Annotated in this window: 28 protein-coding genes, 1 pseudogene and 1 riboswitch; of the genes and pseudogenes, 12 read left to right on the plus strand and 17 right to left on the minus strand. The window is 64.6% G+C overall.

Annotation, left to right across the window (positions count from 1 at the left end; translation table 11 throughout):
• Window positions 1-63: 63 nt before the first annotated feature.
• Genes XH84_RS11775 through XH84_RS11795 form a run of 5 tightly spaced genes read right to left on the minus strand, consistent with a single transcriptional unit; the run spans window position 64 to window position 4,008 of the window.
• A complete protein-coding gene (locus tag XH84_RS11775; RefSeq protein ID WP_128920781.1) occupies window positions 64-555 on the minus strand; it encodes a DUF6789 family protein in 492 nt (163 codons plus the stop codon).
• Between the two features lie 19 nt (window positions 556-574).
• Entirely contained in the window at window positions 575-2,014 is a 1,440-nt protein-coding gene (ccoG, locus tag XH84_RS11780) for a cytochrome c oxidase accessory protein CcoG (protein ID WP_128920782.1), read from the minus strand.
• A gap of 37 nt (window positions 2,015-2,051) precedes the next feature.
• Window positions 2,052-2,255, minus strand: coding sequence for a YgaP family membrane protein (locus XH84_RS11785; protein ID WP_097658086.1), 204 nt, complete (start codon window positions 2,253-2,255; stop codon window positions 2,052-2,054).
• Between the two features lie 26 nt (window positions 2,256-2,281).
• Complete coding sequence (gene trxC / locus XH84_RS11790) at window positions 2,282-2,725, minus strand: thioredoxin TrxC (RefSeq protein ID WP_128920783.1); 444 nt, start codon at window positions 2,723-2,725, stop codon at window positions 2,282-2,284.
• Complete coding sequence (locus XH84_RS11795; protein WP_128920784.1) at window positions 2,722-4,008, minus strand: NAD(P)/FAD-dependent oxidoreductase; 1,287 nt, start codon at window positions 4,006-4,008, stop codon at window positions 2,722-2,724. Before XH84_RS11795 ends, trxC begins: the two co-directional genes overlap by 4 nt.
• A gap of 115 nt (window positions 4,009-4,123) precedes the next feature.
• Between XH84_RS11795 and XH84_RS11800 the strand changes: the two genes are divergently transcribed.
• The 4 genes from XH84_RS11800 to XH84_RS11815 all read left to right on the plus strand — a co-directional run bounded on the left by XH84_RS11800 (window position 4,124) and on the right by XH84_RS11815 (window position 9,135).
• A complete protein-coding gene (locus XH84_RS11800; protein ID WP_430641897.1) occupies window positions 4,124-4,423 on the plus strand; it encodes an ArsR/SmtB family transcription factor in 300 nt (99 codons plus the stop codon).
• 128 nt (window positions 4,424-4,551) lie between these two features.
• Window positions 4,552-5,547 (plus strand): efflux RND transporter periplasmic adaptor subunit, encoded by a 996-nt coding sequence (locus XH84_RS11805; RefSeq protein WP_430641892.1) that lies wholly within the window; start codon window positions 4,552-4,554, stop codon window positions 5,545-5,547.
• Window positions 5,544-8,768 (plus strand): efflux RND transporter permease subunit, encoded by a 3,225-nt coding sequence (locus XH84_RS11810; RefSeq protein WP_128920786.1) that lies wholly within the window; start codon window positions 5,544-5,546, stop codon window positions 8,766-8,768. Before XH84_RS11805 ends, XH84_RS11810 begins: the two co-directional genes overlap by 4 nt.
• Window positions 8,769-8,778: 10 nt before the next feature.
• Window positions 8,779-9,135, plus strand: coding sequence for a carboxymuconolactone decarboxylase family protein (locus tag XH84_RS11815; RefSeq protein ID WP_128920787.1), 357 nt, complete (start codon window positions 8,779-8,781; stop codon window positions 9,133-9,135).
• An 80-nt stretch (window positions 9,136-9,215) separates the two neighbouring features.
• Here XH84_RS11815 and XH84_RS11820 read toward each other — a convergent pair whose 3' ends face one another.
• The 3 genes and pseudogenes from XH84_RS11820 to XH84_RS11830 all read right to left on the minus strand — a co-directional run bounded on the left by XH84_RS11820 (window position 9,216) and on the right by XH84_RS11830 (window position 10,426).
• Complete coding sequence (locus XH84_RS11820) at window positions 9,216-9,548, minus strand: hypothetical protein (RefSeq protein WP_128920788.1); 333 nt, start codon at window positions 9,546-9,548, stop codon at window positions 9,216-9,218.
• Between the two features lie 137 nt (window positions 9,549-9,685).
• Window positions 9,686-9,940 (minus strand): annotated as a pseudogene (locus XH84_RS40725) (PaaI family thioesterase); the annotation flags it as partial.
• An 81-nt stretch (window positions 9,941-10,021) separates the two neighbouring features.
• Window positions 10,022-10,426 (minus strand): hypothetical protein, encoded by a 405-nt coding sequence (locus tag XH84_RS11830; protein WP_128920789.1) that lies wholly within the window; start codon window positions 10,424-10,426, stop codon window positions 10,022-10,024.
• Window positions 10,427-10,589: 163 nt separating this feature from the next.
• Here XH84_RS11830 and XH84_RS11835 point away from each other — a divergent pair, with 163 nt between their 5' ends.
• Window positions 10,590-10,814 carry a hypothetical protein gene (locus tag XH84_RS11835; RefSeq protein WP_128920790.1) on the plus strand — a complete coding sequence of 75 codons (225 nt, stop codon included), beginning with the start codon at window positions 10,590-10,592 and terminating at the stop codon, window positions 10,812-10,814.
• 232 nt (window positions 10,815-11,046) lie between these two features.
• On the opposite strand, the gene XH84_RS11840 is transcribed toward XH84_RS11835, so the two are convergent.
• Window positions 11,047-11,289: a PilZ domain-containing protein gene (locus XH84_RS11840; protein ID WP_164936424.1), complete on the minus strand. Its 243-nt coding sequence runs from the start codon at window positions 11,287-11,289 to the stop codon at window positions 11,047-11,049.
• A 182-nt stretch (window positions 11,290-11,471) separates the two neighbouring features.
• Between XH84_RS11840 and XH84_RS11845 the strand changes: the two genes are divergently transcribed.
• The gene (locus XH84_RS11845; protein WP_164936425.1) at window positions 11,472-11,765 is read left to right on the plus strand and encodes an HdeA family protein; all 294 of its coding nucleotides are present in this window, start codon (window positions 11,472-11,474) and stop codon (window positions 11,763-11,765) included.
• 103 nt (window positions 11,766-11,868) lie between these two features.
• Here the strand turns inward: XH84_RS11845 and XH84_RS11850 are convergent, their stop codons facing one another.
• Entirely contained in the window at window positions 11,869-12,333 is a 465-nt protein-coding gene (locus XH84_RS11850; RefSeq protein WP_128920793.1) for a PaaI family thioesterase, read from the minus strand.
• A gap of 361 nt (window positions 12,334-12,694) precedes the next feature.
• Between XH84_RS11850 and XH84_RS11860 the strand changes: the two genes are divergently transcribed.
• Together XH84_RS11860 and XH84_RS11865 are read left to right on the plus strand one after the other, a co-directional pair.
• Window positions 12,695-12,994 (plus strand): hypothetical protein, encoded by a 300-nt coding sequence (locus XH84_RS11860; protein WP_128920794.1) that lies wholly within the window; start codon window positions 12,695-12,697, stop codon window positions 12,992-12,994.
• A 104-nt stretch (window positions 12,995-13,098) separates the two neighbouring features.
• Window positions 13,099-13,353: a hypothetical protein gene (locus XH84_RS11865; RefSeq protein ID WP_128920795.1), complete on the plus strand. Its 255-nt coding sequence runs from the start codon at window positions 13,099-13,101 to the stop codon at window positions 13,351-13,353.
• A gap of 26 nt (window positions 13,354-13,379) precedes the next feature.
• On the opposite strand, the gene XH84_RS11870 is transcribed toward XH84_RS11865, so the two are convergent.
• On the minus strand, window positions 13,380-13,613 hold the full coding sequence (locus XH84_RS11870; RefSeq protein WP_128920796.1) for a DUF6894 family protein: 234 nt from the start codon (window positions 13,611-13,613) through the stop codon (window positions 13,380-13,382).
• A 169-nt stretch (window positions 13,614-13,782) separates the two neighbouring features.
• Window positions 13,783-14,049: a hypothetical protein gene (locus XH84_RS11875; protein ID WP_430641893.1), complete on the minus strand. Its 267-nt coding sequence runs from the start codon at window positions 14,047-14,049 to the stop codon at window positions 13,783-13,785.
• Between the two features lie 185 nt (window positions 14,050-14,234).
• On the opposite strand from XH84_RS11875, the gene XH84_RS11880 reads away from it, so the two are divergent.
• Complete coding sequence (locus XH84_RS11880) at window positions 14,235-14,543, plus strand: DUF2798 domain-containing protein (RefSeq protein ID WP_128920797.1); 309 nt, start codon at window positions 14,235-14,237, stop codon at window positions 14,541-14,543.
• Window positions 14,544-15,149: 606 nt separating this feature from the next.
• Here the strand turns inward: XH84_RS11880 and XH84_RS39670 are convergent.
• Together XH84_RS39670 and XH84_RS11885 are read right to left on the minus strand one after the other, a co-directional pair.
• The gene (locus tag XH84_RS39670; RefSeq protein ID WP_164936426.1) at window positions 15,150-15,317 is read right to left on the minus strand and encodes a hypothetical protein; all 168 of its coding nucleotides are present in this window, start codon (window positions 15,315-15,317) and stop codon (window positions 15,150-15,152) included.
• A gap of 149 nt (window positions 15,318-15,466) precedes the next feature.
• Window positions 15,467-15,667 (minus strand): hypothetical protein, encoded by a 201-nt coding sequence (locus XH84_RS11885; RefSeq protein ID WP_128920798.1) that lies wholly within the window; start codon window positions 15,665-15,667, stop codon window positions 15,467-15,469.
• 448 nt (window positions 15,668-16,115) lie between these two features.
• Between XH84_RS11885 and recA the strand changes: the two genes are divergently transcribed.
• Window positions 16,116-17,204, plus strand: a complete 1,089-nt coding sequence (recA, locus tag XH84_RS11890; protein WP_128920799.1) for a recombinase RecA — start codon at window positions 16,116-16,118, stop codon at window positions 17,202-17,204.
• Between the two features lie 50 nt (window positions 17,205-17,254).
• A complete protein-coding gene (locus XH84_RS11895) occupies window positions 17,255-17,680 on the plus strand; it encodes a hypothetical protein (protein WP_128920800.1) in 426 nt (141 codons plus the stop codon).
• 137 nt (window positions 17,681-17,817) lie between these two features.
• Here the strand turns inward: XH84_RS11895 and gcvP are convergent, their stop codons facing one another.
• From gcvP to gcvT, 3 genes are read right to left on the minus strand one after another with little or no spacing between them, the layout of a single operon-like run.
• Complete coding sequence (gene gcvP / locus XH84_RS11900) at window positions 17,818-20,703, minus strand: aminomethyl-transferring glycine dehydrogenase (protein WP_128920801.1); 2,886 nt, start codon at window positions 20,701-20,703, stop codon at window positions 17,818-17,820.
• An 18-nt stretch (window positions 20,704-20,721) separates the two neighbouring features.
• Window positions 20,722-21,090, minus strand: coding sequence for a glycine cleavage system protein GcvH (gene gcvH, locus XH84_RS11905; RefSeq protein WP_128920802.1), 369 nt, complete (start codon window positions 21,088-21,090; stop codon window positions 20,722-20,724).
• 10 nt (window positions 21,091-21,100) lie between these two features.
• Window positions 21,101-22,246 (minus strand): glycine cleavage system aminomethyltransferase GcvT, encoded by a 1,146-nt coding sequence (gene gcvT, locus XH84_RS11910; RefSeq protein ID WP_128920803.1) that lies wholly within the window; start codon window positions 22,244-22,246, stop codon window positions 21,101-21,103.
• A gap of 147 nt (window positions 22,247-22,393) precedes the next feature.
• Window positions 22,394-22,484: riboswitch (glycine riboswitch) on the minus strand.
• Window positions 22,485-22,731: 247 nt separating this feature from the next.
• Between gcvT and alaS the strand changes: the two genes are divergently transcribed.
• On the plus strand, window positions 22,732-25,413 hold the full coding sequence (gene alaS / locus XH84_RS11915) for an alanine--tRNA ligase (RefSeq protein WP_164936427.1): 2,682 nt from the start codon (window positions 22,732-22,734) through the stop codon (window positions 25,411-25,413).
• Window positions 25,414-25,416 lie beyond the last annotated feature (3 nt).

The following is a 25,416-nucleotide window of genomic DNA, read 5'->3' on the forward strand; positions in this document are numbered from 1 at the left end:
GGTCATGCTAGCGCAAAGAATGGAAAATACCGTTGGGGCGCCGTTTCAATTCGAATGATAGCGTTAACCGCGCGTTGACCACAACCGGCCCGGTTCGGAATGCAGCGCCGAGAACGCGATGCCCATGAACGTGCTGTAGGCAAGCACCATCGCAAGCGAGAACGCGGCGGGAAGTACGCCTAGTCCCAGGTCGGAGGCGAACAACCCTCTTCCGAGTATGGGGAAGTAGAGCAATCCCATCGCGATCCAGCCCATGATGCCGAAGAGGAAGCCTTTCATGACCGCGTTGTGGCCGGGCAGAAGATGATAGGTGGAACGGAACAGGATGCCGAGCACGAGCGTGCCGTTAACGAACGACATCGCCCATGGCACGGCGGGGTGGACTGGGCCGCCGCCCAGCCAATGGCCAAGGCCGAGCTGAAGATCTTGATACGGATGGAAGGTTGGAAGCCAGTTCATCCACCGCTTCAGGAACATCACGCCAGAGTGCGCGGCGTTGCCGCACAAGCCGGCCGCCACGGATTTCCAGACATGATGGACAGCTATGTGCTGCATCGCTCGTTGGTCGACCCCTTCATCGTTCTGACGGCACGAAGTGGTCGCGCGCGGTCGCGGTCTGGCCGCTAGCAATCTCGGTCGCCTCGATCTCGATGTCGGTGGCCGCCTTCGGCATCTGCGCGGGCGCGACCTGCACCGACATCCGGATCTCTCGGGTCTGATCCTGCCCGACCTCGACGATCATGCGGCCGTCGGGCTTTCGTTCGACGCCGGCGATGCGCACGCTCGCGCCCGGCAAGTCCTTGACCTCGATTGCGAAGGATCGCGTTGCGCCCTTGTTCAGCAGACGCACCGTGTAGTCGTTGCGCACCCCGCCATCGGCCAGTTGGACGAACAACGGATTGCGCTCATGCAGGACGTTGATGCTCATCGTGCTACGGGTCGCGAGCGTGTAGACCATGATGCTGCCGACGACGGCGATGGCTGCGGCATAGACCAGCGTGCGCGGCCGGACGATGCGATAGAGCGGCGGCTTGCCCTCGCGCCGGCGCTGCATGTTGATGTCGGTGTCGTAGCCGATCAGGCCTGTGGGCCGGCCGATCTCGCGCATGACGTTGTCGCAGGCGTCGATGCACAGGCCGCACTGGATGCAGCCGAGCTGGATGCCGTGCCTGATGTCGACGCCGGTCGGGCAGACATTGATGCACTGGTGGCAGTCGACGCAATCGCCGGCGAAATCACCATGGGCACGGGCAGCTTCCGCCTTTTTCACCGACATGCGCGGCTCGCCGCGGTCGCGGCGATAGGTGACGTTGAGCGCCCATTCGTCGGTCAGGGCCGCCTGGATGCGCGGCCACGGGCACATATAGATGCACATCTGCTCGCGGGCGTGGCCGGCGAAGACGTAGGTCGTTGCGGTCAGGATGCCGATCCAGAGATAGGCGATGAACGGGGCCTGGAACGTGGCGAGCTCCTTCACCAGCGTCGGCGCGTCGTCGAAGTACAGCACCCAGGCGCCGCCAGTCCACCAGGCGATCATGATCCAGAGGAAATGCTTCAGCGCGACCTTTCGGACGTGGTCGAACGTCCAGTAGCGTTTGTCGCCCTGCATGCGCTCACGGCGGTCGCCCTCGACCCAGCGCTCCACGGCGTAGAACAAGTCGGTCCACACCGTTTGTGGGCACAAATAGCCGCACCACAATCGCCCTGCGACCGCGTTCATCAAGAACAGCGTCATCGCCGCGATGATGAGCAGACCGGTGAAGTAATAGACCTCCTGCGGCCATAACTCGATGAAGAAGAAATAGAAGCGGCGATGCGGCAGGTCGATCAGAACGGCCTGGTCGGGCAGGCCGGGGCCGCGATTCCAGCGCACGAACGGCAAGAGATAGTAGGCCCCGAGCGTGACGCAGAGGATCGCCCATTTGATGCGGCGGAACGGCCCGTGGACCGACTGCGGATAGACCTTCCTACGCTTCTCGTAGAGAGGTCCCTCAATAAAGGTGTCGTCGGTCATGGCAAATTCCCCCGCATCACAGGCCGCATTCGCGCGTTCAGGAGAACGCGCAGCCGCTGCTCAGGCCCAGCTTCCTGAACACGATCGCCGCCGGGCAGAAGCCCGTGAACGAGGCCTGCAACATGTTCAGCCCGGCGAAGGCCGTCAGCAGGTACCAATACGCATTCACATAGGTGCCCAGTGCGAGACCGAGCAGGACGACGCATCCCGCAAAGGCGAGAACGGCTTTATCGACATTCATGGCAGGCTCCTTCTTCTTGCGAACTTTTACGAACGGGTCAGGTTGGCTTCGGTCCAGGCGACGAGGCTGCGCGTATCCATCGCGCCGGCATGGCGGGCGATCTCGCGGCCGCCGCGCATCAACAGCAGCGTCGGAATGCCGCTGATGTTGAGCCGCGACGACAATGCGGGTGCGTTGTCCGAATTCAGCTTCAAGAGCCGCACGCCGGGCTCGAGCTGTTGCGCCGCGCGCTCGAACATCGGCGCCATGGCGCGGCAGGGCCCGCACCATGGCGCCCAGACGTCGACGAGCACGGGAATGTCGCTGCTGGCGACATGGCGGCCGAAGGCGGCTTCGTCCACCTCGATCGGTTGGCCGGTGAACATCGGCTGGTGACAGGCGCCGCAGCGCGCACCTTCCGGTGCGCGCTCGGCCGGCAGGCGGTTGATGCGCCCGCAATGTCCGCAGACGATCTGGCGTGTCGTGCTCATGTGCCGGTTCGGACCTCCTTGATCTTGGCGATGTTCAGCCTGTCGAGCAGGAAGCGCTCGTAGAACGGCTCGCTCTCGCCGCGCCGCATCTTGCGCAGGAAGTATTTCTCGAAGGCGACCTTGGCGAAGTGCACCCATTCGCCCTTGGACGACCAATTGACGTTGCGCGGCGGGATCTGCGGCTGCGCGAGGAAGGCGACCCCGGAATCGCCGAAGTCGGCGAGGCAGATCGCGTTCCAGGTCGGCTGCGCCGTCGGTGCCTTGCCGCGGAGCAGGGCGCCGATGTTGATCGCGGTCGCCGTCACCATGGATTCGATCATGAAGCCGGTCTTGGGGACGCCGACCGGCACCGGTGTCGCGCCGACCGGCGCGATCGCGACGCAGACGCCGACTGCAAACACGTTGGGGAAGGCGGGGTTCTGCTGATGCTTGTCGACGATGACGAAGCCGCGCGGGTTGGTCAGCTTCTCGATGCCGCGCACCGCCTCGACGCCGCGAAAGGCGGGCAACATCATCGAATAGGCGAATGGCAGCTCATGAGCCTTGCGAGACGTGCCATTGTCGGAAAACTCCTCCACCGTCATCAAGCCGGGGGCGACATTGTCGACGCGGGCGTTGGTGATCCACTTGATGTGCTTCTCGCGCATCTCGCTTTCGAGGAGACCCTTGGTGTCCCCGACGCCGTCGAGACCGAGATGGCCGATATACGGCTCCGAGGTGACGAACGTCATCGGGACCCGGTCGCGCAGCTTCCGCCGGCGCAGCTCTGTCTCCAGGATAAAGAGGAATTCGTAGGCCGGGCCGAAGCAGGAGGCGCCCTGAACAGCTCCGATCACGACTGGACCGGGATTGGCCGCGAGCTTCTCGAAGGCTTCACGGGCATGTGCAGCGTGATCGACGTGGCAGATCGACTGGGTATGGCCCTGCGGCCCAAGACCAGGGATTTCGTCGAAGGCAAGTTCAGGACCGGTCGCCACGACCAGATAATCATAGTCGATCGATGTGCCGTCGCCGAGCTCGACACGGTTCTCTGTCGGGTGGACGCCCTTTGCCCCCTGCGTCAGCAGCCGCACGCCCTTGCGCTTCATGACATCCGCGAGATCGATCTCGATCTCTTCGCGCTTGCGCCATCCGACGGCAACCCAAGGGTTCGATGGGACGAAATGATAGACGGCGCCTTGCGAGATGACGCTGACGCGATCCTCCTTTCTCAACTGGGGCAGCAATTCATAGGCCATCAGCGTTCCGCTCAGACCGGCTCCGATTACGACAACTTCCGCCATGGGTACCTCCGTTGGACCAGGCTGCTTCGCCAGTTCAGTTCCGGCCGTCGTGCAGCGCTTGACTATATATGCGTAAGTTCGTATATACGCAAGTATGAAGATGAATGCTGAAGTTATGGAGCGGGCGGCGGATCAGGCGAGCGAGCTGCTGAAGGCACTCTCGAACCGTCACCGTCTTCTGATCATCTGCCAGCTGATCGACGGCGAGCGGTCGGTCGGCGAGCTGGCCGAGTTCCTGAACCTGCGGGACTCCACGGTGTCGCAACATCTTGCGCTCCTTCGCAAGGATGGCCTGGTGTCCGCCCGGCGTGAGGCGCAGACGATCTTCTATTCGATCGCCAGCGAGCCGGCGCGCGAGGTGTTGAAGACGCTCTACCAAGCGTTCTGCGCGCCGAAGTCCGCCAGGACCAGATGAAACCTAGGAGCGCTCGGGGGAGGGTGCCTTGAGCAAGATCAACGCGCCCCATCCCGATGCAGATGAAATGAGCCGCGCAGCAGCGTGGTGATGGTTTGATCATGACACGGAATCGTTCCATGCGATGTATGGCGAGATATTTGGGCTTATTGGCCGTCTTCGCGGCAATCGGCCTGTCTGGAACACCGGTGACGGCGGCCGAGACACTCGTCGTCACGCCGCAACCGATCACGGACGAAAAGGCCGTATTCGCCACTGTCGAGAGTATCAGCGTGGTTCCGGCGCGCGGACGTATCGGCGGCACGGTGGCCCAGCTCAAGGTCAGGGAAGGGGATCGCGTTGCCGCCGGCCAGGCGATCGCGACCATTGGCGACGACAAGCTCGTGCTGCAGATGAAATCGCTCGATGCGCAGATCGAGGCGCTGCAGGCGCAGGCGAACCAGGCCCAGCTCGACTTCACCCGGACCGAAGGTCTGGTCGAGCGCGGTATCCTGCCACGGATCAAGCTCGACGAGCAGCGCACCGCGCTCAACGTCGCCGAGAACGGCCTGCGAGCCAAAACCGCCGAACGTGCGGTGATCAACGAGCAGCTCAACCAGGGGCAGGTGCTCGCGCCGGCGGATGGTCGCGTGCTGAAGAAGCTCATCACGGTGGGATCCGTGGTGCTGGCGGGCGATCCGATCGTCACCGTCGCCCAGCAGAATTTCAAACTGCGGCTTCGCGTGCCGGAGCGGCATGCACGCTTCCTCAAGGCGGGGGACAAGATTCGCATCGACGGCGCGGAGTTCGCCGGCGAAGCCGCCAAGTCGGGCGTGATCGACCTCGTCTATCCGCAGATCGAGGAGGGTCGCGTCATTGCGGATGCGACCGTGGAGGGGCTCGGCGAATATTTCGTCGGCGACCGCTTGCGGGTCTGGGTCGCCGGCGGAACGCGAACAGCCTTCGTCGTCCCTTCGAACTATGTGACGACCCGATTCGGCATCGACTACGTCCAGCTCCGGAAAGGCGACGAGACGATCGACGTGCCGGTGCAGCGCGGTCGCGACATGCCGATGCCTTCGCTTCCCGACGGCCTCGAAATCCTGTCGGGCATCCGGGCCGGTGACCAATTGGTGCGGCCGTGAATCTCGGTCTGTCAGGACGGTTGACCCGGTCGACCATCGCATCGCCGCTGACGCCGCTGTTCCTGCTCGGGGCCCTCGTCGTGGGGCTGATCGCCGTCGTGGTGATCCCACGCGAAGAGGAACCGCAGATCAGCGTTCCCATGGTCGATATCCGCGTCAATGCCGACGGCCTGCGCGGGCCGGACGCGGTGGAGCTGGTGAGCAAACCGCTGGAATCGATCGTCAAGGGCATCGACGGCGTCGAGCATGTCTACAGCCAGACCGAAGACGACCGCGTCATGGTCACCGCGCGTTTCCTGGTCGGCACCAAGTTCGAAGATGCCATCCTGCGGGTGCACGAGAAGATCCGCGCCAACCTCGACCGCATTCCCGTCGGCATTCCAGAGCCGCTGATCGTCGGGCGGGGTATCAATGACGTTGCGGTGACGGTGTTGACATTGTCCCCGAAGCCCGAGGCCGCCAGCCGCTGGACCGACAAGGACTTCTTTGAGCTCGCCGACAAGCTGCGCGCGGAGCTGATGAAGGTCGACGACGTCGGTCTAACCTACATATCCGGTGGCGCGGCGCAACAGATCCGGGTCGAGCCCGATCCGGAGAAGCTGTCGCTGTTCGGCGTCACGCTTCAGCAGCTCGTGGCCAAAGTCAAGGACGCCAACCGCTCGTTCCTGGCTGGGCAGGTTCGCGATGCCGGCATCGTGCGCAGCGTCGCGGCGGGGCAGACGCTGTCCGGCATTCCCGACATCGGATTGCTGCTGATCACGAGCCGCGACGGCCGGCCGGTCTACGTCAAGGACGTCGCCTCTGTCGTGGTCGGTCCGAGCACCATCGAGCATCGGGTCTGGACGGATTCGCGCGACGCCGCCGGGCAGTGGGCGCGGACGCCAGCCGTCAGCCTGGCGTTGGCCAAGCGGGCCGGTGCCAACGCGGTCGTCGTGTCCGAGAATATCGCGGAGCGCCTCGAAGGATTGAAGTCGCGCCTGATCCCTGGAGATGTCCAGGTGACGGTGACGCGCGACTATGGCGAGACCGCCAACGAGAAGGCCAACGAGCTGCTGTTCCATCTCGGTCTTGCGACCGTGTCAATCGTCGTCCTGATTGCGATCGCGATCGGCTGGCGCGAAGCGCTGGTGACCTTCGTCGTGATTCCCACCACGATCCTGCTCACCATGTTCGCCGCTAACCTGATGGGCTACACCATCAACCGCGTCAGCCTGTTCGCACTGATCTTCTCCATCGGCATTCTCGTCGACGACGCCATCGTCGTGGTCGAGAACATCGCGCGGCACTGGGGCATGCGCGACGGCCGGCCGCGACTGCAGGCCACCATCGAGGCGGTGGCGGAGGTCGGCAACCCCACCATCGTCGCGACGTTGACCGTGGTCGCCGCGCTGTTGCCGATGCTGTTCGTGTCGGGCCTGATGGGCCCCTATATGGCGCCGATCCCGGCCAACGCGTCGGCCGCCATGCTGTTCTCGTTCTTCGTCGCGATGGTGGTCGCGCCCTGGCTGATGCTCAAGCTCGCGCCGAGCGGCGATGTTGCCTCAGCGCATGGGGAGCACGATGAAGGCCGGCTCGGCCGGCTCTATCGGCGCTTCGCCGCGCCGATCGTGCGGAGCAAGCGGTCGGCCTGGATCTTCCTGCTCGGTGTCGGCATCGCAACGCTGCTGTCGATGACGCTGTTTGCGACCAAGTCGGTGACGGTCAAGCTTCTGCCGTTCGACAACAAGTCCGAGATCGCCGTGGTCGTCGACCTGCCGGAAGGAGCAAGCCTGGAGGCGACCGAGCGCACGCTGTTCGGTGCGGCCGAGATCGCGCGGCAACTACCGGAGGTCACCTCGCTGCAATCCTATGCCGGCACGCCGGCACCCTTCAATTTCAATGGTCTCGTGCGTCATTATTACTTGCGCCAGAGGCCGGAGCTGGGCGAGCTGCAAGTCAACCTGGCCGCACGCGGCGAGCGCAAGCGCGCGAGTCACGAGATCGCGCTCGAGCTGCGCGAGAAGCTGAAGGCGCTTGATCCGCCAGGGGGTACCAGCATCAAGGTGGTCGAAGTGCCGCCCGGGCCCCCGGTGCTTTCGACGCTGCTCGCGGAGGTCTACGGTCCCGATGCGACCACGCGCCGTGCGGTCACGGCCGAGCTCAAGAAGGTTTTCGCGGAGGTGCCGTTCATCGTCGATATCGACGATTCCATCGGCGAGAAGCGGCCACGGCTGCGGCTCTCGATCGACCAGGACCGGCTCGAATTCTTCGGCGTCGAGCAGCGCGACGTCTACGACACCATCCAGGCGCTGTTCGGCGGCATCTCGATCGGCTATTCGCATCGCGGCGAGGACCGCAACCCGATCGAGATCGCGGTGCATCTCGGAAAGCGCGATCTGGTCTGGGACGAGGCGCTGGCCTCGACGCCGGTGCCGGCCAACACCTTGCCCGGCAGCAAGACGGTGGTCGAGCTCGGTCAGGTCGTGAAGGCGGCCATGGAGGAGGGCTCGCCGACGATCTTCCGCCGCGACGGCCGCTTCGCCGACATGGTGATGGCCGAGCTCGCCGGGCGCTTCGAGGCGCCGCTTTACGGCATGCTCGCGGTTGCCGATCGTGTGGATGCCCATGACTGGGGCAAGCTGCCGAAGCCTGTGATCAGCCTGCACGGCCAGCCATCGGACGAGTCGCGTCCCACGCTGCTGTGGGACGGCGAATGGGAGATCACCTGGGTGACCTTCCGCGACATGGGCGCCGCCTTCGGTGCAGCCATCCTCGGCATCTACGTGCTGGTCGTCGCCCAGTTCAGGAGCTTCCGTCTGCCGCTGGTCATCCTGACGCCGATTCCGCTGACGCTGATCGGCATCCTGATCGGGCACTGGCTGCTGGGTGCGCCGTTCACCGCGACCTCGATGATCGGCTTCATCGCGCTCGCCGGCATCATCGTGCGCAACTCGATCCTGCTGGTCGATTTCATCAGGCACAGCGGGGGGGACGGCAAATCGCTTCGCGAGGTGGTGCTGGAGGCCGGCGCGGTCCGCTTCAAGCCGATCCTGCTCACCGCGCTTGCGGCCATGATCGGAGCTGCGACCATCCTGCTCGATCCGATCTTCCAGGGATTGGCGATCTCGCTGCTGTTCGGGCTTGCCTCGTCGACGCTGCTCACCGTGCTGGTGATTCCCGCGATCTATATCGCCCTGCGCGCTCCGCGCGAGGCGGCTCCGACCACAGCCAAATCCAGCTAACGAGGATCCGATGGACAAGAACTACGTCGACATCACCAGGAACATCTCGGCCAACCTGAAGAAGCTGCGGAGCGACATTCCCGATACCTTGAAGGGATTTTCCGCCCTCACCCAGGCCGCGACGCGTGACGGCGCGCTGGACAAGAAGACCAAGGAACTGATGGCGCTGGCGCTCGGCGTCGCCGCGCATTGTGACGGCTGCATCGGCTTTCACGCCGAGGCGCTCGTCAAGCTCGGTGCGAGCCGCGAGGAGATCGAGGAAACGCTAGGCATGGCCGTCTACATGGGCGGCGGGCCGTCGCTGATGTACGCCGCCGATGCGATTGCGGCCTACGAGCAGTTTCAGCGGCAATCGGTTGTCGCCTGATTTCCCCCTGTCCGGCATGCTGACACGCGGCCGGGACCGGACGAGTCGCCTCGACCGGTCCAGCCTATCGGCTTCATCAACTACCAGCGGTCGTCGCCGACACCGACGCCCACGCTGACGCCGGGAGCACGGATGCCGACGCCGGCACGCGGACCGTCGTCCCAGTCGCGATAGGTGCGACGCTCGTAATAGCGCTCGCGAGGCATCCTGGCGTAGGAGTCGCGCACGATCACGCGCGCACCGCTGCGGGTGCGATAGCAATTGCCGGCATCGTCGCAGACGAGCCGAACTTCCTGAACGAGATCAGGGTTCATGTATTCGCTGGTCGTATAGATATCCGCAGCCTTGGCGCCCGTTGCGGCAGCCAGTGCGCCGACGCCTGCCAGCAGCGCAATCGTGAATGTCCTCATCATGTCCTCCTCGAAACTGCCCTCGGCGGTAACAAGAAGGGGAGGCGGCGATCGTTCCCGGCCGCGATGCTCGTTTTTCCCGGAACCGGCTCCTTGCCGCGATTTGTTCCTCTTGTGCTTGTTCCTCTTAACCAGGTCGTGAAGATGAGGCACGTGGTGGTGCCATGGGCGAGCAATCGGCCCTTGGCATCCGTCACGCGACCTTCGGCAGTTCCAATGCGACGGCCGCAATTCAGGATCTTGCCCTCGGCCGTGATCGGGCCGGTCTCCGGCGTGATCGGCCGCAGCAGCGAAATCTTGAACTCGAGCGTGGTCTGGCCGATCCCCTTGTCGAGCGTCGACTGGATCGCCAGCCCCATGCAGCGGTCGAGCAAAGTGGCCGTAAGCCCGCCATGCGGTATCGCAGGGCCAGCTTGATCCGATGGCCAGGTCCGAAAACGACCGAAGGGACTGTGGCTTCGTTCCGCGATGGAGATCTAGATCGGCTCGTACGCCTCGGTCCCGCAAATGTCGTCGGCTTCCGCGCGCCGGCGGTCGATGACCTTCCCGCCGGCGATCGTCACGATGTAGGTCTGGGCGCCGAGCGAGGTGCCGGTCGCGGAGGTGAGCTGCGCGCGGACGCAAGCGGTCCAGCCCGGTCCTCGCACCTCGCGATGGGGCGGGGCGACGCGCACCTCGCGCGGATAGGAGGTCGTGAGGAAAACGACATCGATCTGCTCGCGCACCAAACGCTTGACGTCGGGAGGCGCTTCGGGCAGCGGTTGCTCGGCCTCCTTCATGCGCATGAACTCAGGCACAGGCGCGCGGCTGTCGGCAAAGCCGCAGGCACCGAGCGCGAGCGCGCCGGCGAGCAGCGCCGCATGAGCAACAATTCGTAACATCCGTGAAAGTCCCCTGCGGGCCAACAGATAGGCACGAATGCGGTCCGGCGAAGTCCTTGCCGATCAAGATTTGCTGAGGCCTCGAACTGGGCCTTGGACCCGCGGCATTTGCTATCCCGCGATTGCAGGCTAGTTTGTACCCCAGACAAAGGGGATTGCATCAATGAGGATTTTGGCCATCGCGGCCGCCGTGCTGGCACTGACGGCCGCCTCGGCCCAGGCGCAGGGCCGGCGCCCGCCCCAGGACGCGGCCAAGCCTGCGGACAACAAGCCCAAGGTCGACGAGAAAGCCTACAAAGCTGCGCTCGAGCGCATTCCTGAGCCCAAGGACAAGTACGACCCATGGGGCGGGGCCCGCCCGAGCGAACCGGCCAAGAAGCTGAAATAGGGCAGGCGCGCTCCGGCCCGGGTCCTCCAATTTCGCACCGGCGATCTCGCGGCGCCAATCTTCGTCCCGCGAATCGTTACGTTTGCCGCGGCCTCACTTACGGGATCGCCGACGAGGCGTCCGCGATCGCCGCGCGCGTGATCGCAAGCCTGCGATGGCGTTGGCGTCGTCGTGTCGCGCAATCATCATCGTATTGTGGATGCGATGCGAACGCTCGTTCACATCGCGCGCGCTATTGCACGAAGGCGAGGCCGACGCGCTTGTCACTGCGCCAAACTGTGCGACACTTCCGCACGAAGTCGTCGCGCGCGATCGAGAGCGTGAACGATTGCGGCAACGTGACGGGAGCGTCGAGGTCGATCGCCGCGCCGCCTTCCGACATGTTGCGCACCGTGCAGGCGATGCCGTTGTTTTCGAAGGTGATCGTTCCACCCTTGAAAACACGGTGACGCTGCGCTGTACGCTTCTCGATCATTCGCGTCGATCCATCACGATGATTGTGGAGTAATGCATAAAAATTACGTTGAACTGAACTCAATGCCGCCGCTGCTCGCACGGCGATTCAGACTTCGTTTACGATGTTCGAGCGGAGAGTTTCTCCGACGATTTTCCCGCAAGCCTTACTTTTATGGCGTTACGGCGCCGATGGAGATTCCGATGAAGACCACGCTTTCGCTTCTGTTCGCCGCAGCGCTCTCGCTGTCGTCGATGCCTGCCCACGCCGTCAAATGGGACCTTTCGACCATGAGCTGCAAGCAGTTCCTCGAGAGCGGCGAAGACAACATCCAGGTCGTGCTGACCTGGATGGACGGCTGGTACAAGGGCGACGAGGACAACGCGATCATCGACACCGACGTGTTCATCGAGAACGCCAAGAAATTCGGTGCCTATTGTGGAAAGAATCCGACATCCAGCATCGTCACCGCGGCCGACGAAGTGCTCGGCAAGTAATTTGACCGACGCGTGACTGCAATCGCGTTTTGGTCTGCTTCGACGCGATCGTGATGGAGAGCCGCGGTGCGCTTTGCGCTCACGCGGCTCTCGTTTCTTAAGGTCAGCCCGGCAACATCGCGAATGCGCTGGACACCATCGCGACCGGCTTGTTGTCGGTCGCCGAGAGCAGCGTGACGCGGCCAAAGCTCATGGTGCGCCCGAGCCGCACCACGCGCGCGTCCGCCAGCACGTCCGACGAGGACACCGCGCGCATGAAATGCGTGGTCTGATCGACCGTGGTCATCGGGCGGTAGCCGCGATTGGCCGCGAGGTTCGCGATCACCATCGCGGTGTCGGCGAGCGCCATCAGGGCCTGGCCGCAGACCACGCCGCCGTTCCGGCACAGCCGCTCCGAAAACGGCATGCGCAGGATCGCCCCCGGCCGCCAGTCCGGTACATCCGCCGGCTGCGCGTGCTCGAGGCGCTCGACCGCGAGGTTGAGATCCTGGACCCAGGGCGCAAAAACCTCGCCGAGGATGCGTCTGGCGTCGGGGAGGCCGAATTCGGCTTCTGGCTGCATTTGCATTGCTGTCGCACTCTCCTGGATTGCCGGATGTTTCGCCGCATTGTGCGCGCATCGGCCCGGCAAAGTCACCCGGTCTCGGGGCGGTCCCGTCGGCTTGAAAATGCCTGACTTGGCCCGGTATGATGGCTCGCTTGGGAACGGGTGGATGATGTTGCGTCGGTGTGTCCTCGTCTTTGGTATGGTTGCACTCGGCCTCGCGCTGAGCGGGTGCACCAGGTGCGGTCCGATCTGGGACGACTGGCTGCATGGGCCCAAATCGTGCCGATCGGATCGGCTCTAGCGGGTCCCGGCCCCGGCCGGCGGCGACGAGGGCGACACGGCACGGGCGATCCGTGCCTCACGGATGATCAAGGAGTAGACGATGAAGCTTTTCCGTATGGCGGCGGTGGTGCTGGCCGTGCTGGCGGGACCTGCCTACGCGCAAATGCCCAATCTCAATTTGCTGCAGGATGCCCCGAGCAAGACGCCGGAGGAGAAGGCGGCCGAAGCCGAGCGTGACAAGGCCTACAAGGAAACGCTGAAGAAGATTCCGGATTCCAAGGTTTCCAACGATCCCTGGGGCGGCATGCGCTCCGATCCGCCGAAGCAGCCGGCGGCGCCGAAGGCATCGGCCGCAACCAGCGGGCCGAAGAAGTCCAAGAGCGGCACCGCCGCCAACTGACGGCTGCTCCGTTCGGGGCGGCACAAGCCTTCGGACGGGACTCCTCTTCAGCCGGCCGGCGCCCTACATTTGTCCCTGAGCGTAGTGCGTAGAGGAGGCAGGACATGGCCGATCGTCCGCGGGACCTCGCCGAGCGGATGGCGCGCCGGCGCAAGGCGGCCGGCAAGCCCGGCCAAACGGTCGGCGACGGCTATCTGCGCGAGACCTTCACGCTGCCGCGCGCGGCGGCGCGGGAACGGGCGCAGGCCTTCTTCGCCCGCTATCCCAAGGCCGGCTATATGAGCGCGGTCGAGACTTGGCGCGAACTGCCCGGCGGCGACATCGAATTCACCATGCGGCGGCTGCCGAGCGCGGACTAGGGTTTGGCCTGCTTGAGGGGCTCTTGCTAGTCGAGGGTTTCGGCGACGATGCGGATCCGGAACACGGGCTCCTTGACCTCGTCCAGCAGCTCCATCTGCCATTCGGAATTTTGCTGGAGCTTGCGGGCAATGCCGGCGGTCATGTCGGCGCAGACGCTGGTCATCTCTTTCCAGGCCGAATCGCGATCGGCAAATTCCGTCGCCTGGTCGGCGCAGCCGGAATAACGGCCATTCCGGATACGAAAGAAATAGAGCGGCATGGCGGGTACCGATCGCGCGTGATGACCTCGCCCCCAAGGCCACGGGCGCGCGCAGTCCAATCCCAAACCAGCGTCAGATCAATTCCGGGCGGCTACGGATGATGTCGCCGTAGGGGGCTGCCCGCTGCGGCGGTGCTGTGCGCACGCCACCCGCGCCATCATCGGCCCTTCATTTGGCCGGTTCAGGCCGTCGCCCGGCCGATCTCTTCAGCTCCCGATCGATCCGCAGCTGCACGCGCCGGATCGCCAGCAGATCGATTTTCGTCTCGGTCTTGCCCGTCTTGATTTGCTCGCCGATGCGGAACTGCCATTGCCAGATTCCGGGAATCGCCGTCTTGGCGACGGTGAACTCGATGCCCCTGTGATTCATGGTGACCTCCCACGATTCACTTCCAAGATGGCAAACAAATTGGCTGCCATCATATTCCCGGGACAAGGAAAATTCTGTTCGTGAGCTGTCAGTTGCCCCGTGGTTCTCCGACCATGAACAGAGTTCCTGAGCTGCGTCCGGTTGTGTTCGCGCATGGTCAGAACACGTCCCCAAGGCGATTCGCGTAGAGGGGCGGTTCCGCCGGCATACGCCTTGCTTGATCTCATGACGGCAAGCAACATGGGCCCGTCATGCTCGGCATTCCCCGCCATTACAGTCATTTCGTCTTCGGAATCATCCAGTCCGGACTGACCTCGCTGATCGCGGCGGGGATCGCCAGCTTCCCCGCGGCCAGCGCGATGATCTTCGTCGGTCACTGGATGACGTCGTGGCTGATCGCCTGGGCCGCGATGCTGCCAATCGTGCTCCTGGCCGCGCCCGCAATCCGCGCCTTCGCGCTGCGTCTGACCCGGGAGGAGAGGGATCCGCGAGCCGGCAGCCAGCATGAAAAAGCCCCGCCTGGGGAGAGCCAAGCGGGGCAGCAAGTCGTTGGAGGCTGAGGTGCTGGGCTGCAACACCATAGCCGCATCATCCTAGCCGGCTCCGCTTACGGCAGCCTGACAGGCGGCAGGTTTCCGGGCCCGATGGCCGAGGCCGCAGACTGACCCCGCACCCGTCCCAATTTCGACATCCGTTGGCACAACTGCGGACACACAGGTCGGCAAGATTTCATACCGTTCGGCGCAGCCATGGGGGAAACGTGGCACGCCGACAACGGGGTGGCATCATGGATAACGTAGAGCGGTCATTTGCCGCCGCGACAGCGGCTGGCTTCGTGGTGCTGGTGATCGGCCTCGTGCTGCTGGCGCTGCTATAGGACCGGCGCGCGGGTGGCAGCCGTGCCCCGCGATGATCGCGGACACGGGCAATGCGCCAATCTCAAAACTGGAAAACAACCCCATGCACAGTAGGTCGCATGGAAATTCTGGCGTTCTTCCAGTAGCTTAATTGTGGTGTTTAGATACCGTCATCATGCGCGACCGGCTGTGGTGGGCAGGCACGTCGTCCCGCTGTGCGGTGACACGCCCTTGCGGATCAGTCGACCGCGCCGGCTGCTGAAGTGCCGTCGGCCGGCGCGTCGTTGTCGGCCGGCCCCCTGCCGACCTTTAGTGGATCTTGATTTCGTTCAGAGGCAGATGGAGCTCGCTGGCGCGCTCTTCGCGGTCCTTCTTGCGGAACTCGTTTTCCTTGCGCTCGAACTTCATCATCTCCTCATGCGCCGCCTCCAGCAGGGGTTTGCGCCTGATCGTTTCGCGGTGCTTGTTATCCGTCATGTGAGATCCCCAGAGTTGCGGTCTCATCCTGGAGAAGGCCCGAGACCGCGAAAAGGTTCGATGCCGCACGATTGCGGAATTACGACGACCAGACCATGCGTCTTCGATGCGCGTCAGCGCGGCCGGGGAGGGATGTTGCGGCCGTGCTGCTATTTCGGCGGTTGCAGCCCGGCGGATTTGACCCAGTCCTGAAGATGATTTGCCAACTCGGCCTGGCGCGCCTTCTTGAGAAGGGCGTCCCGCTCGGGGCCGGGAGGCAGCCTGGCGGCGTCCTCCTTGACCTGCTTCACCCATGCGGAGAGCCGGTCTTGAAGGGTCAGTTGTTGCTTGAACCGTCGCCGCTTGAGCATGGCACGCTCTTGTCCGTGCGAGAAAGGCGGGCGCGCAATCGGCGTTCTCATCACCGGTTGCTGCCGCGGTCCCTCGCGGGTGATGATGGATTAGGATCCAAAAACGGAACGGCGTCTGTTCAATTGTGCGCACAGCGCGCAGGGTCGAGCCGGTTGGATTGAAGGTCGAAGTGGATAGGGCAGCCAACGGGGGCACGCGGAACCTTCGTCCCGGTCAGAATGTGGGATCATCATTGCGGGGGCTGTTTGCTCGCGGAGAGCCCCGCCGAGAATTAGGACATTCCGAATTAAACCTTGGGGGACTAGGGGCCGAAATACGGACAGCCGCCGCATTTCCAAAAGAACATATTGCGAACCTAGAACAAATAGGGTACATTGCTTTTATCGCCGCGCCGCCTCGCAACCGTTTGTCCCTCACGCGAATCCTCGCCATAAGGAGCACGACCCAATGTCCGCCACTGCCCTGCGTATCGTCGAAGGATCTTCCATGGACAAGAGTAAAGCTCTGGCCGCCGCGCTCTCCCAGATCGAGCGCCAGTTCGGCAAGGGCTCGGTGATGAAGCTCGGCAAGAACGATCGCTCGATGGATGTTGAGGCGGTCTCGTCCGGGTCCCTCGGGCTCGATATCGCGCTCGGCATCGGCGGCCTGCCCAAGGGGCGTATCGTCGAGATCTACGGGCCGGAATCCTCGGGCAAGACGACCTTGGCGCTGCACACGGTGGCGGAAGCGCAGAAGAAGGGCGGCATCTGCGCCTTCATCGACGCCGAGCACGCGCTCGACCCGGTCTATGCCCGCAAGCTCGGGGTCAATATCGACGAGCTCCTGATCTCCCAGCCTGATACCGGCGAGCAGGCGCTGGAAATTTGCGACACGCTGGTGCGCTCGGGCGCAGTCGACGTGCTGGTGATCGATTCGGTTGCGGCGTTGGTGCCGAAGGCCGAGCTCGAGGGCGAGATGGGCGATGCGCTGCCGGGCCTCCAGGCCCGCCTGATGAGCCAGGCGCTGCGCAAGCTCACGGCCTCGATCAACAAGTCCAACACCATGGTGATCTTCATCAACCAGATCCGCATGAAGATCGGTGTGATGTACGGCTCGCCTGAGACCACGACCGGCGGCAACGCGCTGAAGTTCTATGCCTCCGTCCGACTCGACATCCGTCGCATCGGTGCGATCAAGGAGCGCGACGAAGTGGTCGGCAATACCACCCGCGTCAAGGTGGTGAAGAACAAGCTGGCGCCGCCGTTCAAGCAGGTCGAGTTCGACATCATGTACGGCGAGGGCGTTTCCAAGATGGGCGAGATCCTCGATCTCGGCGTCAAGGCCGGCATCGTCGAGAAATCAGGCGCCTGGTTCTCCTATGACAGCCAGCGTCTCGGCCAGGGCCGCGAGAACTCGAAAGCGTTTTTGAAGGCCAACCCCGACATCACCGCCAAGATCGAGACCGCGATCCGCCAGAACTCCGGCCTGATCGCCGAGCAGATCCTGGCCGGCACGCCCGAGCGCGACGCCGACGGCGAAGAGCCTGCGGACGAGTAAGCCTCAAGCAGTCAAGATTTTCGCGAGGAGCGGGCGCTGAAGACGTTGAGTTGCCGACGTCGTCAGTGCCCGTTTCTTTTGGTGGTAGAAGAGATACCGGATCATTTTGTGATGCCGGGATCGTCGTGAGTTGGAATCAACCCGAGGTTATTGCTGCTCGCCAGATTATTATCCAGATGGCGAAAGGCATACTTTCTGGAAGCGTATCCCCGGTGCAAGGCGCCAGGACAATTGCGAGGCGCAGATTCACGGCACGCCTCGAAGACGATCCCGATATCTTGCCTTTTGTCGGAATTGCTTCGGAGACCGAAGCCTTGCCGCTCGGACGCGAAAGGGTGCACTGGCAGGCGCAGGCGCTCGCTGATCTCCAGGACAAGATCGACGAATCCCAAGCTTGGGCGCTCACAGTCGCAAGCGCCCATTGCCAGAGCCTTGTGGCCCGCTCAGGAAGCCTGATGTGTTGGCCCGAGGGCTAGACGAGCCGTAGGGTGGATGCCGAAAGCTTAATCCACCTCTGTTCGTCTCCGCGGAAACCGAAGCGGTGGGTTACGCCGGCGGACAGCGCTTCGCGCCGCCGCCTGCTAACCCACCCTACGAAACCTTCCGCCGCGGCTTACTCCGCGGCTTGCGCGTAATCGCTCACCGGCGGGCAGGAGCACACGAGGTTGCGGTCGCCGTAGACGTTGTCGACGCGCCCCACCGGGCTCCAGTATTTGTCGGTGCGCGAGGTGCCCGCGGGGAAGCAGCCTTCGCTGCGCGTGTAGGCGCGCTTCCAATCGTCATCGGCGATGTCGTGCACGGTGTGCGGGGCGTGACGCAAGGGCGAGGCCTCGATCTTGAAGCGGCCGGCCTCGACCTCGGCGATCTCCTTCCGGATCGCGATCATGGCGTCGCAGAAGCGGTCCAGCTCGGCCTTGGATTCCGACTCGGTCGGCTCGATCATCAGCGTGCCCGGCACCGGGAAGCTCATGGTCGGGGCGTGGAAGCCGTAATCGATCAGGCGCTTTGCGATGTCGTCGACGGTGACGCCGGACGTCACCTTCAGCGGCCGCGGATCGACGATGCACTCATGGGCGACGCGGCCCTTGGCGTTCTTGTAGAGCACCGGGAAATGCGGATCGAGGCGCGCTGCGATGTAATTGGCGTTGAGAATCGCGATCTCGGTCGCGCGCTTCAGGCCTTCGCCGCCCATCATCAGGATGTAGATGTAGGAGATGGTCAGGATCGACGCCGAGCCGAACGGCGCGGCCGAGACCGGGCCGACCGGCGCATCCGCTTGCGTCGCGGGGTGGCGATTTTCAGGATGACTTGGCAGGAACGGGGCGAGATGCGCTCTTACGCCGATCGGGCCCATGCCGGGGCCGCCGCCGCCGTGCGGAATGCAGAAGGTCTTGTGCAGATTGAGATGGCTGACATCGGCGCCGTAATCGCCGGGCCTGGAGAGGCCGACCTGCGCGTTGAGATTGGCGCCGTCCAGATACACCTGGCCGCCATGGCCGTGCACGATGTCGCAGATCTCGCGGATATGCTCCTCGAACACGCCGTGGGTCGAGGGATAGGTGATCATGACCGCGGCGAGGTCGTTCGAGTGCTTCTCGGCCTTGGCGCGGAGGTCATTGACGTCGACGTCGCCGTTCTTCTCGCACGCGACCACCACCACGTCCATGCCGACCATCGCGGCCGAAGCCGGATTGGTGCCGTGAGCGGAGGAGGGGATCAGGCAGATCTTGCGGTGGCTCTCTCCGCGCGAGGCGTGATAACCGCGGATCGCGAGCAGACCGGCATATTCGCCTTGCGCACCGGAATTCGGCTGCAGCGAGATCGCGTCATAGCCGGTGATGTCGCACAGCCACTTCTCCAGCCGCGCGAACAGCGCGTGATAGCCGCTCGCCTGCTCGCGCGGCACGAACGGATGCAGCGTCGCGAACTCCGGCCAGGTCAGCGGCATCATCTCGGTGGTCGCGTTCAGCTTCATGGTGCAGGATCCCAGCGGGATCATGGCGCGGTCGAGCGCGAGGTCGCGATCACTGAGCTTGCGCATGTAGCGCAGCATCTCGGTTTCCGAGCGATGCGCGTGGAACACGGGGTGGGTGAGGAAAGGGGTGGTGCGCTTCAGCGCCTCCGGCAGCAGCGCCTCGCGCGTGGTGGCGTCGATCTCGGCGTAGGACAACGTGCCGCCGAACGCGCGCCAGACCGCTTCGACCGTCGCCGGCGTCGTGGTCTCGTCGAGCGCGATGCGCAAGCTGGTGTCACCGATGCCGAGATTGATCTTCTCGGCGGTCGCGCGCGCGACGATCTCGGCGCGCTTGGCACCGGCATCGACGCTCAGCGTGTCGAAGAAGGCCTCCGACTGCGGCGCAAAGCCGAGCTTGCGCAGGCCGCTCGCGAGCACGGCGGCGCGGCGATGCACGTTGCGCGCGATCTGCGAGAGGCCTTCGGGGCCGTGATAAACCGCATACATCGAGGCGATCACGGCGAGCAGCACCTGCGCGGTGCAGATGTTGGAGGTCGCCTTCTCGCGGCGGATATGCTGCTCGCGGGTCTGCAGCGCGAGGCGGTAGGCGGGTGCCCCGCGAGAATCCACGGAGACGCCGACGATGCGGCCGGGCAGGGAGCGCTTCAGCGCATCGCGCACCGCCATATAGGCGGCGTGCGGTCCGCCATAGCCCATCGGCACGCCGAAGCGCTGCGCCGAGCCGATCGCGATGTCGGCACCGAGCTCACCGGGCGAGGCGATCAGCGTGAGCGCCAGGAGATCGGCGGCGAGGATCGCGAGCGCGCCCTTGGCCTTCAGCGCTGATATCGCGGGTCTGAGGTCGCGCAAAGCGCCCGAGGAGCCCGGATATTGCAGCAGCGCACCGAGCACATCCGCCTTGTCGAGATCGGTGAGGGGATCCCCGACGATCAGCTCCCAGCCGAGCGGCTCGGCGCGGGTGCGCATTACCGCCAGCGTCTGCGGATGCACGTCCTTGTCGACGAAGAAAGCTTGCGCCTTCACCTGCGAGTGCCGTTCGGCCAGCGCCATGGCTTCGGCGGCGGCGGTGGCCTCGTCGAGCAGCGAGGCGTTGGCGACATCGAGCCCGGTGAGGTCGCAGATCATGGTCTGGAAGTTGAGCAGCGCTTCCAGCCGGCCCTGGCTGATCTCGGGCTGATAGGGCGTGTACGCCGTGTACCAGGCCGGATTTTCCAGGATGTTGCGCTGGATCACCGCGGGCAGGATCGTGCCGGAATAGCCTTGGCCGATCAGCGAGGTGAAGACCTGGTTCTGTCGCGCGAGCTCGGCCATATGCGCGATCGCCTCGGTCTCGCTGAGCGGCTTGCCGAGATCGAGCGGGGCGGCCTGCCGGATCGAGGCCGGCAGCGTGTCTGCGATCAGGGCGTCGACGCTTTTGGCGCTGACGGCCTCTAACATTGCGGTGACATCGCGCGCCGAGGGGCCGATATGGCGGCGAACGAAACTGGCGGCGGTGTCGCCGTTGGTCTTGCGGTGCGCGGTCATCGCTTGCTCCATCGCTCTCTACGCCGTGTGCGCCTTGTAGGCGGCTTCATCCATGAGGCCGCCGAGCTCGCTTCTGTCGGCGATCTTGATCTTGAAGAACCAGGCCTTGCCTTGCGCGTCGGAGTTCACCAGCGCCGGCTCGGAAGCGAGCTCGGCATTGGTCTCGAGCACCTCGCCGGTGACAGGCGCGTAGACGTCGGAGGCGGCCTTCACCGATTCCACGACCGCGGCGGCTTCCGCCTTCTTGAGCGCACGGCCGATCTTGGGCAGTTCGACGAACACGACGTCGCCGAGCTGCTGCTGGGCATAGTCGGTGATGCCGACGGTCGCGACATCGCCGTCGATCGCCAGCCATTCGTGGTCGGAGGTGTACAGCGTCGTGGTCATTGTCGAATCCTCAGCGTTTGTAGGTGTTTTTGACGAAGGGCATGGCGGCGACTGCGAGCGGCAGACGCTGGCCGCGCACCTCGGCGAAGAGTCTTGTGCCCAGCGCGCTCAGACTCGTGGGCACGTAGCCCATTGCCACCGGCGCATTCAGGCTCGGGCCGAAGCCGCCCGATGTGACCTTTCCGATCGGCTCGCCCGCATTGGCGTCGGCAAACAGCAGCGCGCCCTCGCGCACCGGCGCGCGGCCGTCGGCGCGCAGGCCGACGCGGCGGCGGGATGCGCCGTTATCGAAATGAGCGAGGATTTTTTCGGCGCCGGGGAAGCCACCGGCGCGCGCGCCGCCGCTGCGGCGGCTCTTCTGCACCGACCATTCCAGCGCGGCCTCGACCGGCGTGGTCGCGGTGTCGATGTCGTGGCCGTAGAGGCAGAGGCCGGCCTCTAACCGCAGGCTGTCGCGGGCGCCGAGGCCGATCGGCAGCACCTCGGGATTGTCCAGCAGCATTTTGGCGAGGCGCTCGGCATCACCAGCGGGAACCGAGATCTCGAACCCGTCCTCGCCGGTGTAGCCCGAGCGGGAGACGAAACAGGCGATGCCGGCGACCTGATGCGGGCCGGCATCCATGAACTTCATCGATGGCGCCTCCGCACAGAATTTCGCCAGCACCGATTCTGATTTCGGGCCCTGCAGCGCGATCAGCGCGCGGTCGGCAAGGGACTCGATGATGCAGTCACCGGAGAGATGCGCGCGCAGATGCGTCTCGTCCGCGTCCTTGCAGGCGGCGTTGACGACCAGGAACAGATGGTCGCCGAAATTGGCGGCCATGAGATCGTCGAGAATGCCGCCGTCCGCATTGGTGAACTGGGCATAGCGCTGCCGCCCCTCGGCAATCGCGGCGATGTCCTGGGGCACCAGCCGTTCCAGCGCGCGGGCGGCGTCCTCGATCCTCCCCGACTTCGGCCGGAGCGCGAGCTGGCCCATATGGGAGACGTCGAACAGGCCGGCGGAAGCTCGGGTATGGAGGTGCTCTTTCAGCACGCCCGCAGGGTATTGCACGGGCATGTCATAGCCCGCGAACGGCACCATCTTGCCGCCGAGGGAGACATGAAGCCCGTGAAGGGGGGGGCGTTTCAGGGAGTCTTGGTCGTGCGCTAGCATCTTTAGGGGCCCTCGGCGGTTCCCCGGGGACGATTCCCCTGAGGACACCAGTCGAAGCCCCATCTGTCGCTGTGCCTGAGAGTATTATCCCGTCGGCGGACGCTGGTCCGGGCCTACGCCCGTCAGCGCCTCTTTCCAGATGCTGTCAAAGCCACGCGGTCCTTTTGCCTGAGAGTTTCCGGGGCGGTTGCTCCTTCGGCGCCGGCTGCCTAAAGCCGGTCTCTCCCGACGTGGCCGTACGATACAGATGGGTACAGACCACAGGCCAGCCAAGCCTGTCAACGCGTCCGCTTGCCCTATCAACGGGATTGGCAACGGGAATTGAGCGGTTGCGGCAACCCTCTGATCTGCTTGCAGATCTCCTTGCACACTTTCTGGACAGGGAAGCTGGCCTTGTCTAAAAGCGCTTTGGCCCGCAGATATCAGCCTTAACGTTACGGTTTGGATGGCGAGAAGCGGGTCCAAGCACACCCGATTGGATGAACATGAGCGGCGTCAACGAGATCAGGTCGACCTTTCTGAACTTCTTTGCCGAGAACGGCCACGAGATCGTGGCGTCCTCGCCACTCGTGCCGCGCAACGATCCGACGTTGATGTTCACCAATGCCGGCATGGTGCAGTTCAAGAACGTCTTCACCGGCGTCGAGAAGCGACCGTACCAGCGCGCCACCACCTCGCAGAAATGCGTGCGTGCCGGCGGCAAGCACAACGACCTCGACAATGTCGGTTACACCGCGCGCCATCTCACCTTCTTCGAGATGCTCGGCAACTTCTCGTTCGGCGACTACTTCAAGGAGCGTGCGATCGAGCTCGCCTGGACGCTGATCACCAAGGAGTTCGGGCTGAAGAAGGACAAGCTCCTCGTCACGGTCTACCACACCGACGACGAGGCCGCGGGCCTGTGGAAGAAGATCGCCGGCTTCTCCGAGGACCGCATCATCCGCATTCCGACCTCGGACAATTTCTGGGCGATGGGCGACACCGGCCCGTGCGGCCCGTGCTCGGAGATCTTCATCGACCGCGGCGAGCACATCTGGGGCGGGCCTCCGGGCTCGCCGGAAGAGGACGGCGACCGCTTCCTCGAATTCTGGAATCTCGTGTTCATGCAATACGAGCAGGTGACGAAGGAGGAGCGCGTCGGCTTGCCGCGCCCCTCGATCGACACCGGCATGGGCCTGGAGCGCATGGCTTGCATCCTGCAGGGGGTCGAGAGCGTGTTCGAGACCGACCTGTTCCGCCATCTGATCGAGGCGACCTCGTCCGCGCTCGGCAGCGGGCCGACTGAGCAAAATGTCGCCTCGTTCCGCGTCATCGCCGACCACTTGCGCTCCTCGGCCTTCCTGGTCGCCGATGGCGTGCTGCCCTCGAACGAGGGCCGCGGCTATGTGCTGCGCCGGATCATGCGCCGCGCGATGCGCCATGCGCAGCTGTTAGGGGCGAAAGAGCCGCTGATGCATCGCCTGGTCTGGGCGCTGGTGCGCGAGATGGGCCAGGCCTATCCCGACCTGATGCGCGCGGAGAATCTGATCGAGGAAACGCTGTGGCTGGAAGAGACCCGCTTCCGCAAGACTCTTTCGCGCGGCTTGGCAATTCTCGACGAGAAGAGCGCGTCCTTGACGAAGGGCGACATGTTCGACGGCGACGTCGCCTTCACGCTGTACGACACCTACGGCTTCCCGCTCGATCTGACGCAGGACGCACTGAAGTCGCGCGGCATCGGCGTCGACCAGGCCGCGTTCACTGACGCCATGGAGCGGCAGAAGGCCAAGGCGCGCGAGTCCTGGAAGGGCTCTGGGGAAGCGGCGTCCGAGGCGATCTGGTTCCCGCTGCGCGAGAAGCTGGGTGCGACCGAATTCCTCGGCTATGAGACCGAGAGCGCCGAAGGCGTGGTGTCGGTGCTGGTGAAGGACGGCGCCGAGGTCACCAGCCTGAAGGCCGGCGATACCGGCGCGATCGTGCTGAACCAGACGCCGTTCTACGCGGAATCAGGCGGCCAGGTCGGCGACACCGGCGTGCTCACGGGCGAGGGCGGCATCAAGTTCCGCGTCACCGACACGCAGAAGAAGCTCGGCGATTTCTTCGTCCACGTCGGCAAGGTCGAGAGCGGCGAGCTGAAGCTCGGCACCGCGCTGCAGCTCGAGGTCGATCATTCCCGCCGCTCCTCGATCCGCGCGCATCACTCGGCGACGCATCTCATTCACGAGGCGCTGCGCCAGGTGCTCGGCGACCACATCGCCCAGCGCGGCTCGATGGTCGCGCCGGACCGGCTGCGCTTCGACTTCGTGCATCCGAAGCCGATCACGGCGGAGGAGCTCGCCCGTGTCGAGGACATCGCCAACGACGTGGTGCTGGAGAACGACGAGGTCACCACGCGCGTGATGGGCGTGGATGAGGCCCGCGAGGCCGGCGCACGTGCGCTGTTCGGCGAGAAATACGGCGACGAGGTCCGCGTCGTCTCGATGGGCAGGACAGCGCGCGAGCGTGGCGCCAATACGCTTGGCTGGTCGGTCGAGCTCTGCGGCGGCACCCACGTCAAGCGCACCGGCGACATCGGCCTGATCACGCTCACGAGCGAGAGCGCGGTGGCCTCCGGCGTGCGCCGTATCGAGGCGCTGACCGGCAATTATGCGCGCAAGCATGCCAACGACACCATGGCGCTGGCGAAGACCGCGGCGAACGAGCTGCGCACCTCGCTCGACGACGTGCCGGCGCGCATTGCCGCGCTGATGGAGGAGCGCAAGAAGCTCGAGCGTGAGCTGTCCGATGCCCGCAAGAAGCTGGCGATGGGCGGCGGCGCTGCCGCCGGCAGTAACGGCGCAGCCGCGGGCGTGCGCGAGGCCGGCGGCGTCAAGCTGATGGCCCGCGCGGTCGAGGGCATCGAGATGAAGGATCTCAAGAGCCTCGCCGACGACGGCAAGAAGCAGATCGGCTCCGGCGTCGTCGCGATCGTCGGCGTCACCGAGGACGGCAAGGCCGGTGTCGTGGTCGGCGTCACCCAAGACCTCACCGCGCGCTTCAACGCCGTGAACCTGGTGCGCGTCGCCTCCGAGGCGCTCGGCGGCAAGGGCGGCGGCGGCCGGCCCGACATGGCGCAGGCCGGCGGTCCTGATGGTGCCAAGGCGACCGAGGCGCTGGCTGCGATCGAAAAAGCGATGGGGGCTGCGTGAAGC

The organism is Bradyrhizobium nanningense (genome assembly GCF_004114535.1).
GTDB lineage: Bacteria > Pseudomonadota > Alphaproteobacteria > Rhizobiales > Xanthobacteraceae > Bradyrhizobium > Bradyrhizobium nanningense.

Coding starts and splice junctions, on each gene's coding strand:
- XH84_RS11840 (WP_164936424.1), bottom strand. CDS start 11,289: ATGATCGAGAAGCGTACAGCGCAGCGTCACCGTGTTTTCAAGGGTGGA.
- XH84_RS11850 (WP_128920793.1), bottom strand. CDS start 12,333: ATGCAAATGCAGCCAGAAGCCGAATTCGGCCTCCCCGACGCCAGACGC.
- gcvH (WP_128920802.1), bottom strand. CDS start 21,090: ATGACCACGACGCTGTACACCTCCGACCACGAATGGCTGGCGATCGAC.
- XH84_RS11830 (WP_128920789.1), bottom strand. CDS start 10,426: ATGTTACGAATTGTTGCTCATGCGGCGCTGCTCGCCGGCGCGCTCGCG.
- alaS (WP_164936427.1), top strand. CDS start 22,732: ATGAGCGGCGTCAACGAGATCAGGTCGACCTTTCTGAACTTCTTTGCC.
- recA (WP_128920799.1), top strand. CDS start 16,116: ATGTCCGCCACTGCCCTGCGTATCGTCGAAGGATCTTCCATGGACAAG.
- XH84_RS11775 (WP_128920781.1), bottom strand. CDS start 555: ATGCAGCACATAGCTGTCCATCATGTCTGGAAATCCGTGGCGGCCGGC.
- XH84_RS11805 (WP_430641892.1), top strand. CDS start 4,552: ATGGCGAGATATTTGGGCTTATTGGCCGTCTTCGCGGCAATCGGCCTG.
- XH84_RS11865 (WP_128920795.1), top strand. CDS start 13,099: ATGGCCGATCGTCCGCGGGACCTCGCCGAGCGGATGGCGCGCCGGCGC.
- XH84_RS11860 (WP_128920794.1), top strand. CDS start 12,695: ATGAAGCTTTTCCGTATGGCGGCGGTGGTGCTGGCCGTGCTGGCGGGA.
- trxC (WP_128920783.1), bottom strand. CDS start 2,725: ATGAGCACGACACGCCAGATCGTCTGCGGACATTGCGGGCGCATCAAC.
- XH84_RS11800 (WP_430641897.1), top strand. CDS start 4,124: ATGGAGCGGGCGGCGGATCAGGCGAGCGAGCTGCTGAAGGCACTCTCG.
- gcvT (WP_128920803.1), bottom strand. CDS start 22,246: ATGCTAGCGCACGACCAAGACTCCCTGAAACGCCCCCCCCTTCACGGG.
- XH84_RS11885 (WP_128920798.1), bottom strand. CDS start 15,667: ATGCTCAAGCGGCGACGGTTCAAGCAACAACTGACCCTTCAAGACCGG.
- gcvP (WP_128920801.1), bottom strand. CDS start 20,703: ATGACCGCGCACCGCAAGACCAACGGCGACACCGCCGCCAGTTTCGTT.
- XH84_RS11845 (WP_164936425.1), top strand. CDS start 11,472: ATGAAGACCACGCTTTCGCTTCTGTTCGCCGCAGCGCTCTCGCTGTCG.
- ccoG (WP_128920782.1), bottom strand. CDS start 2,014: ATGACCGACGACACCTTTATTGAGGGACCTCTCTACGAGAAGCGTAGG.
- XH84_RS11785 (WP_097658086.1), bottom strand. CDS start 2,255: ATGAATGTCGATAAAGCCGTTCTCGCCTTTGCGGGATGCGTCGTCCTG.
- XH84_RS39670 (WP_164936426.1), bottom strand. CDS start 15,317: ATGACGGATAACAAGCACCGCGAAACGATCAGGCGCAAACCCCTGCTG.
- XH84_RS11835 (WP_128920790.1), top strand. CDS start 10,590: ATGAGGATTTTGGCCATCGCGGCCGCCGTGCTGGCACTGACGGCCGCC.
- XH84_RS11880 (WP_128920797.1), top strand. CDS start 14,235: ATGCTCGGCATTCCCCGCCATTACAGTCATTTCGTCTTCGGAATCATC.
- XH84_RS11795 (WP_128920784.1), bottom strand. CDS start 4,008: ATGGCGGAAGTTGTCGTAATCGGAGCCGGTCTGAGCGGAACGCTGATG.
- XH84_RS11820 (WP_128920788.1), bottom strand. CDS start 9,548: ATGATGAGGACATTCACGATTGCGCTGCTGGCAGGCGTCGGCGCACTG.
- XH84_RS11815 (WP_128920787.1), top strand. CDS start 8,779: ATGGACAAGAACTACGTCGACATCACCAGGAACATCTCGGCCAACCTG.
- XH84_RS11870 (WP_128920796.1), bottom strand. CDS start 13,613: ATGCCGCTCTATTTCTTTCGTATCCGGAATGGCCGTTATTCCGGCTGC.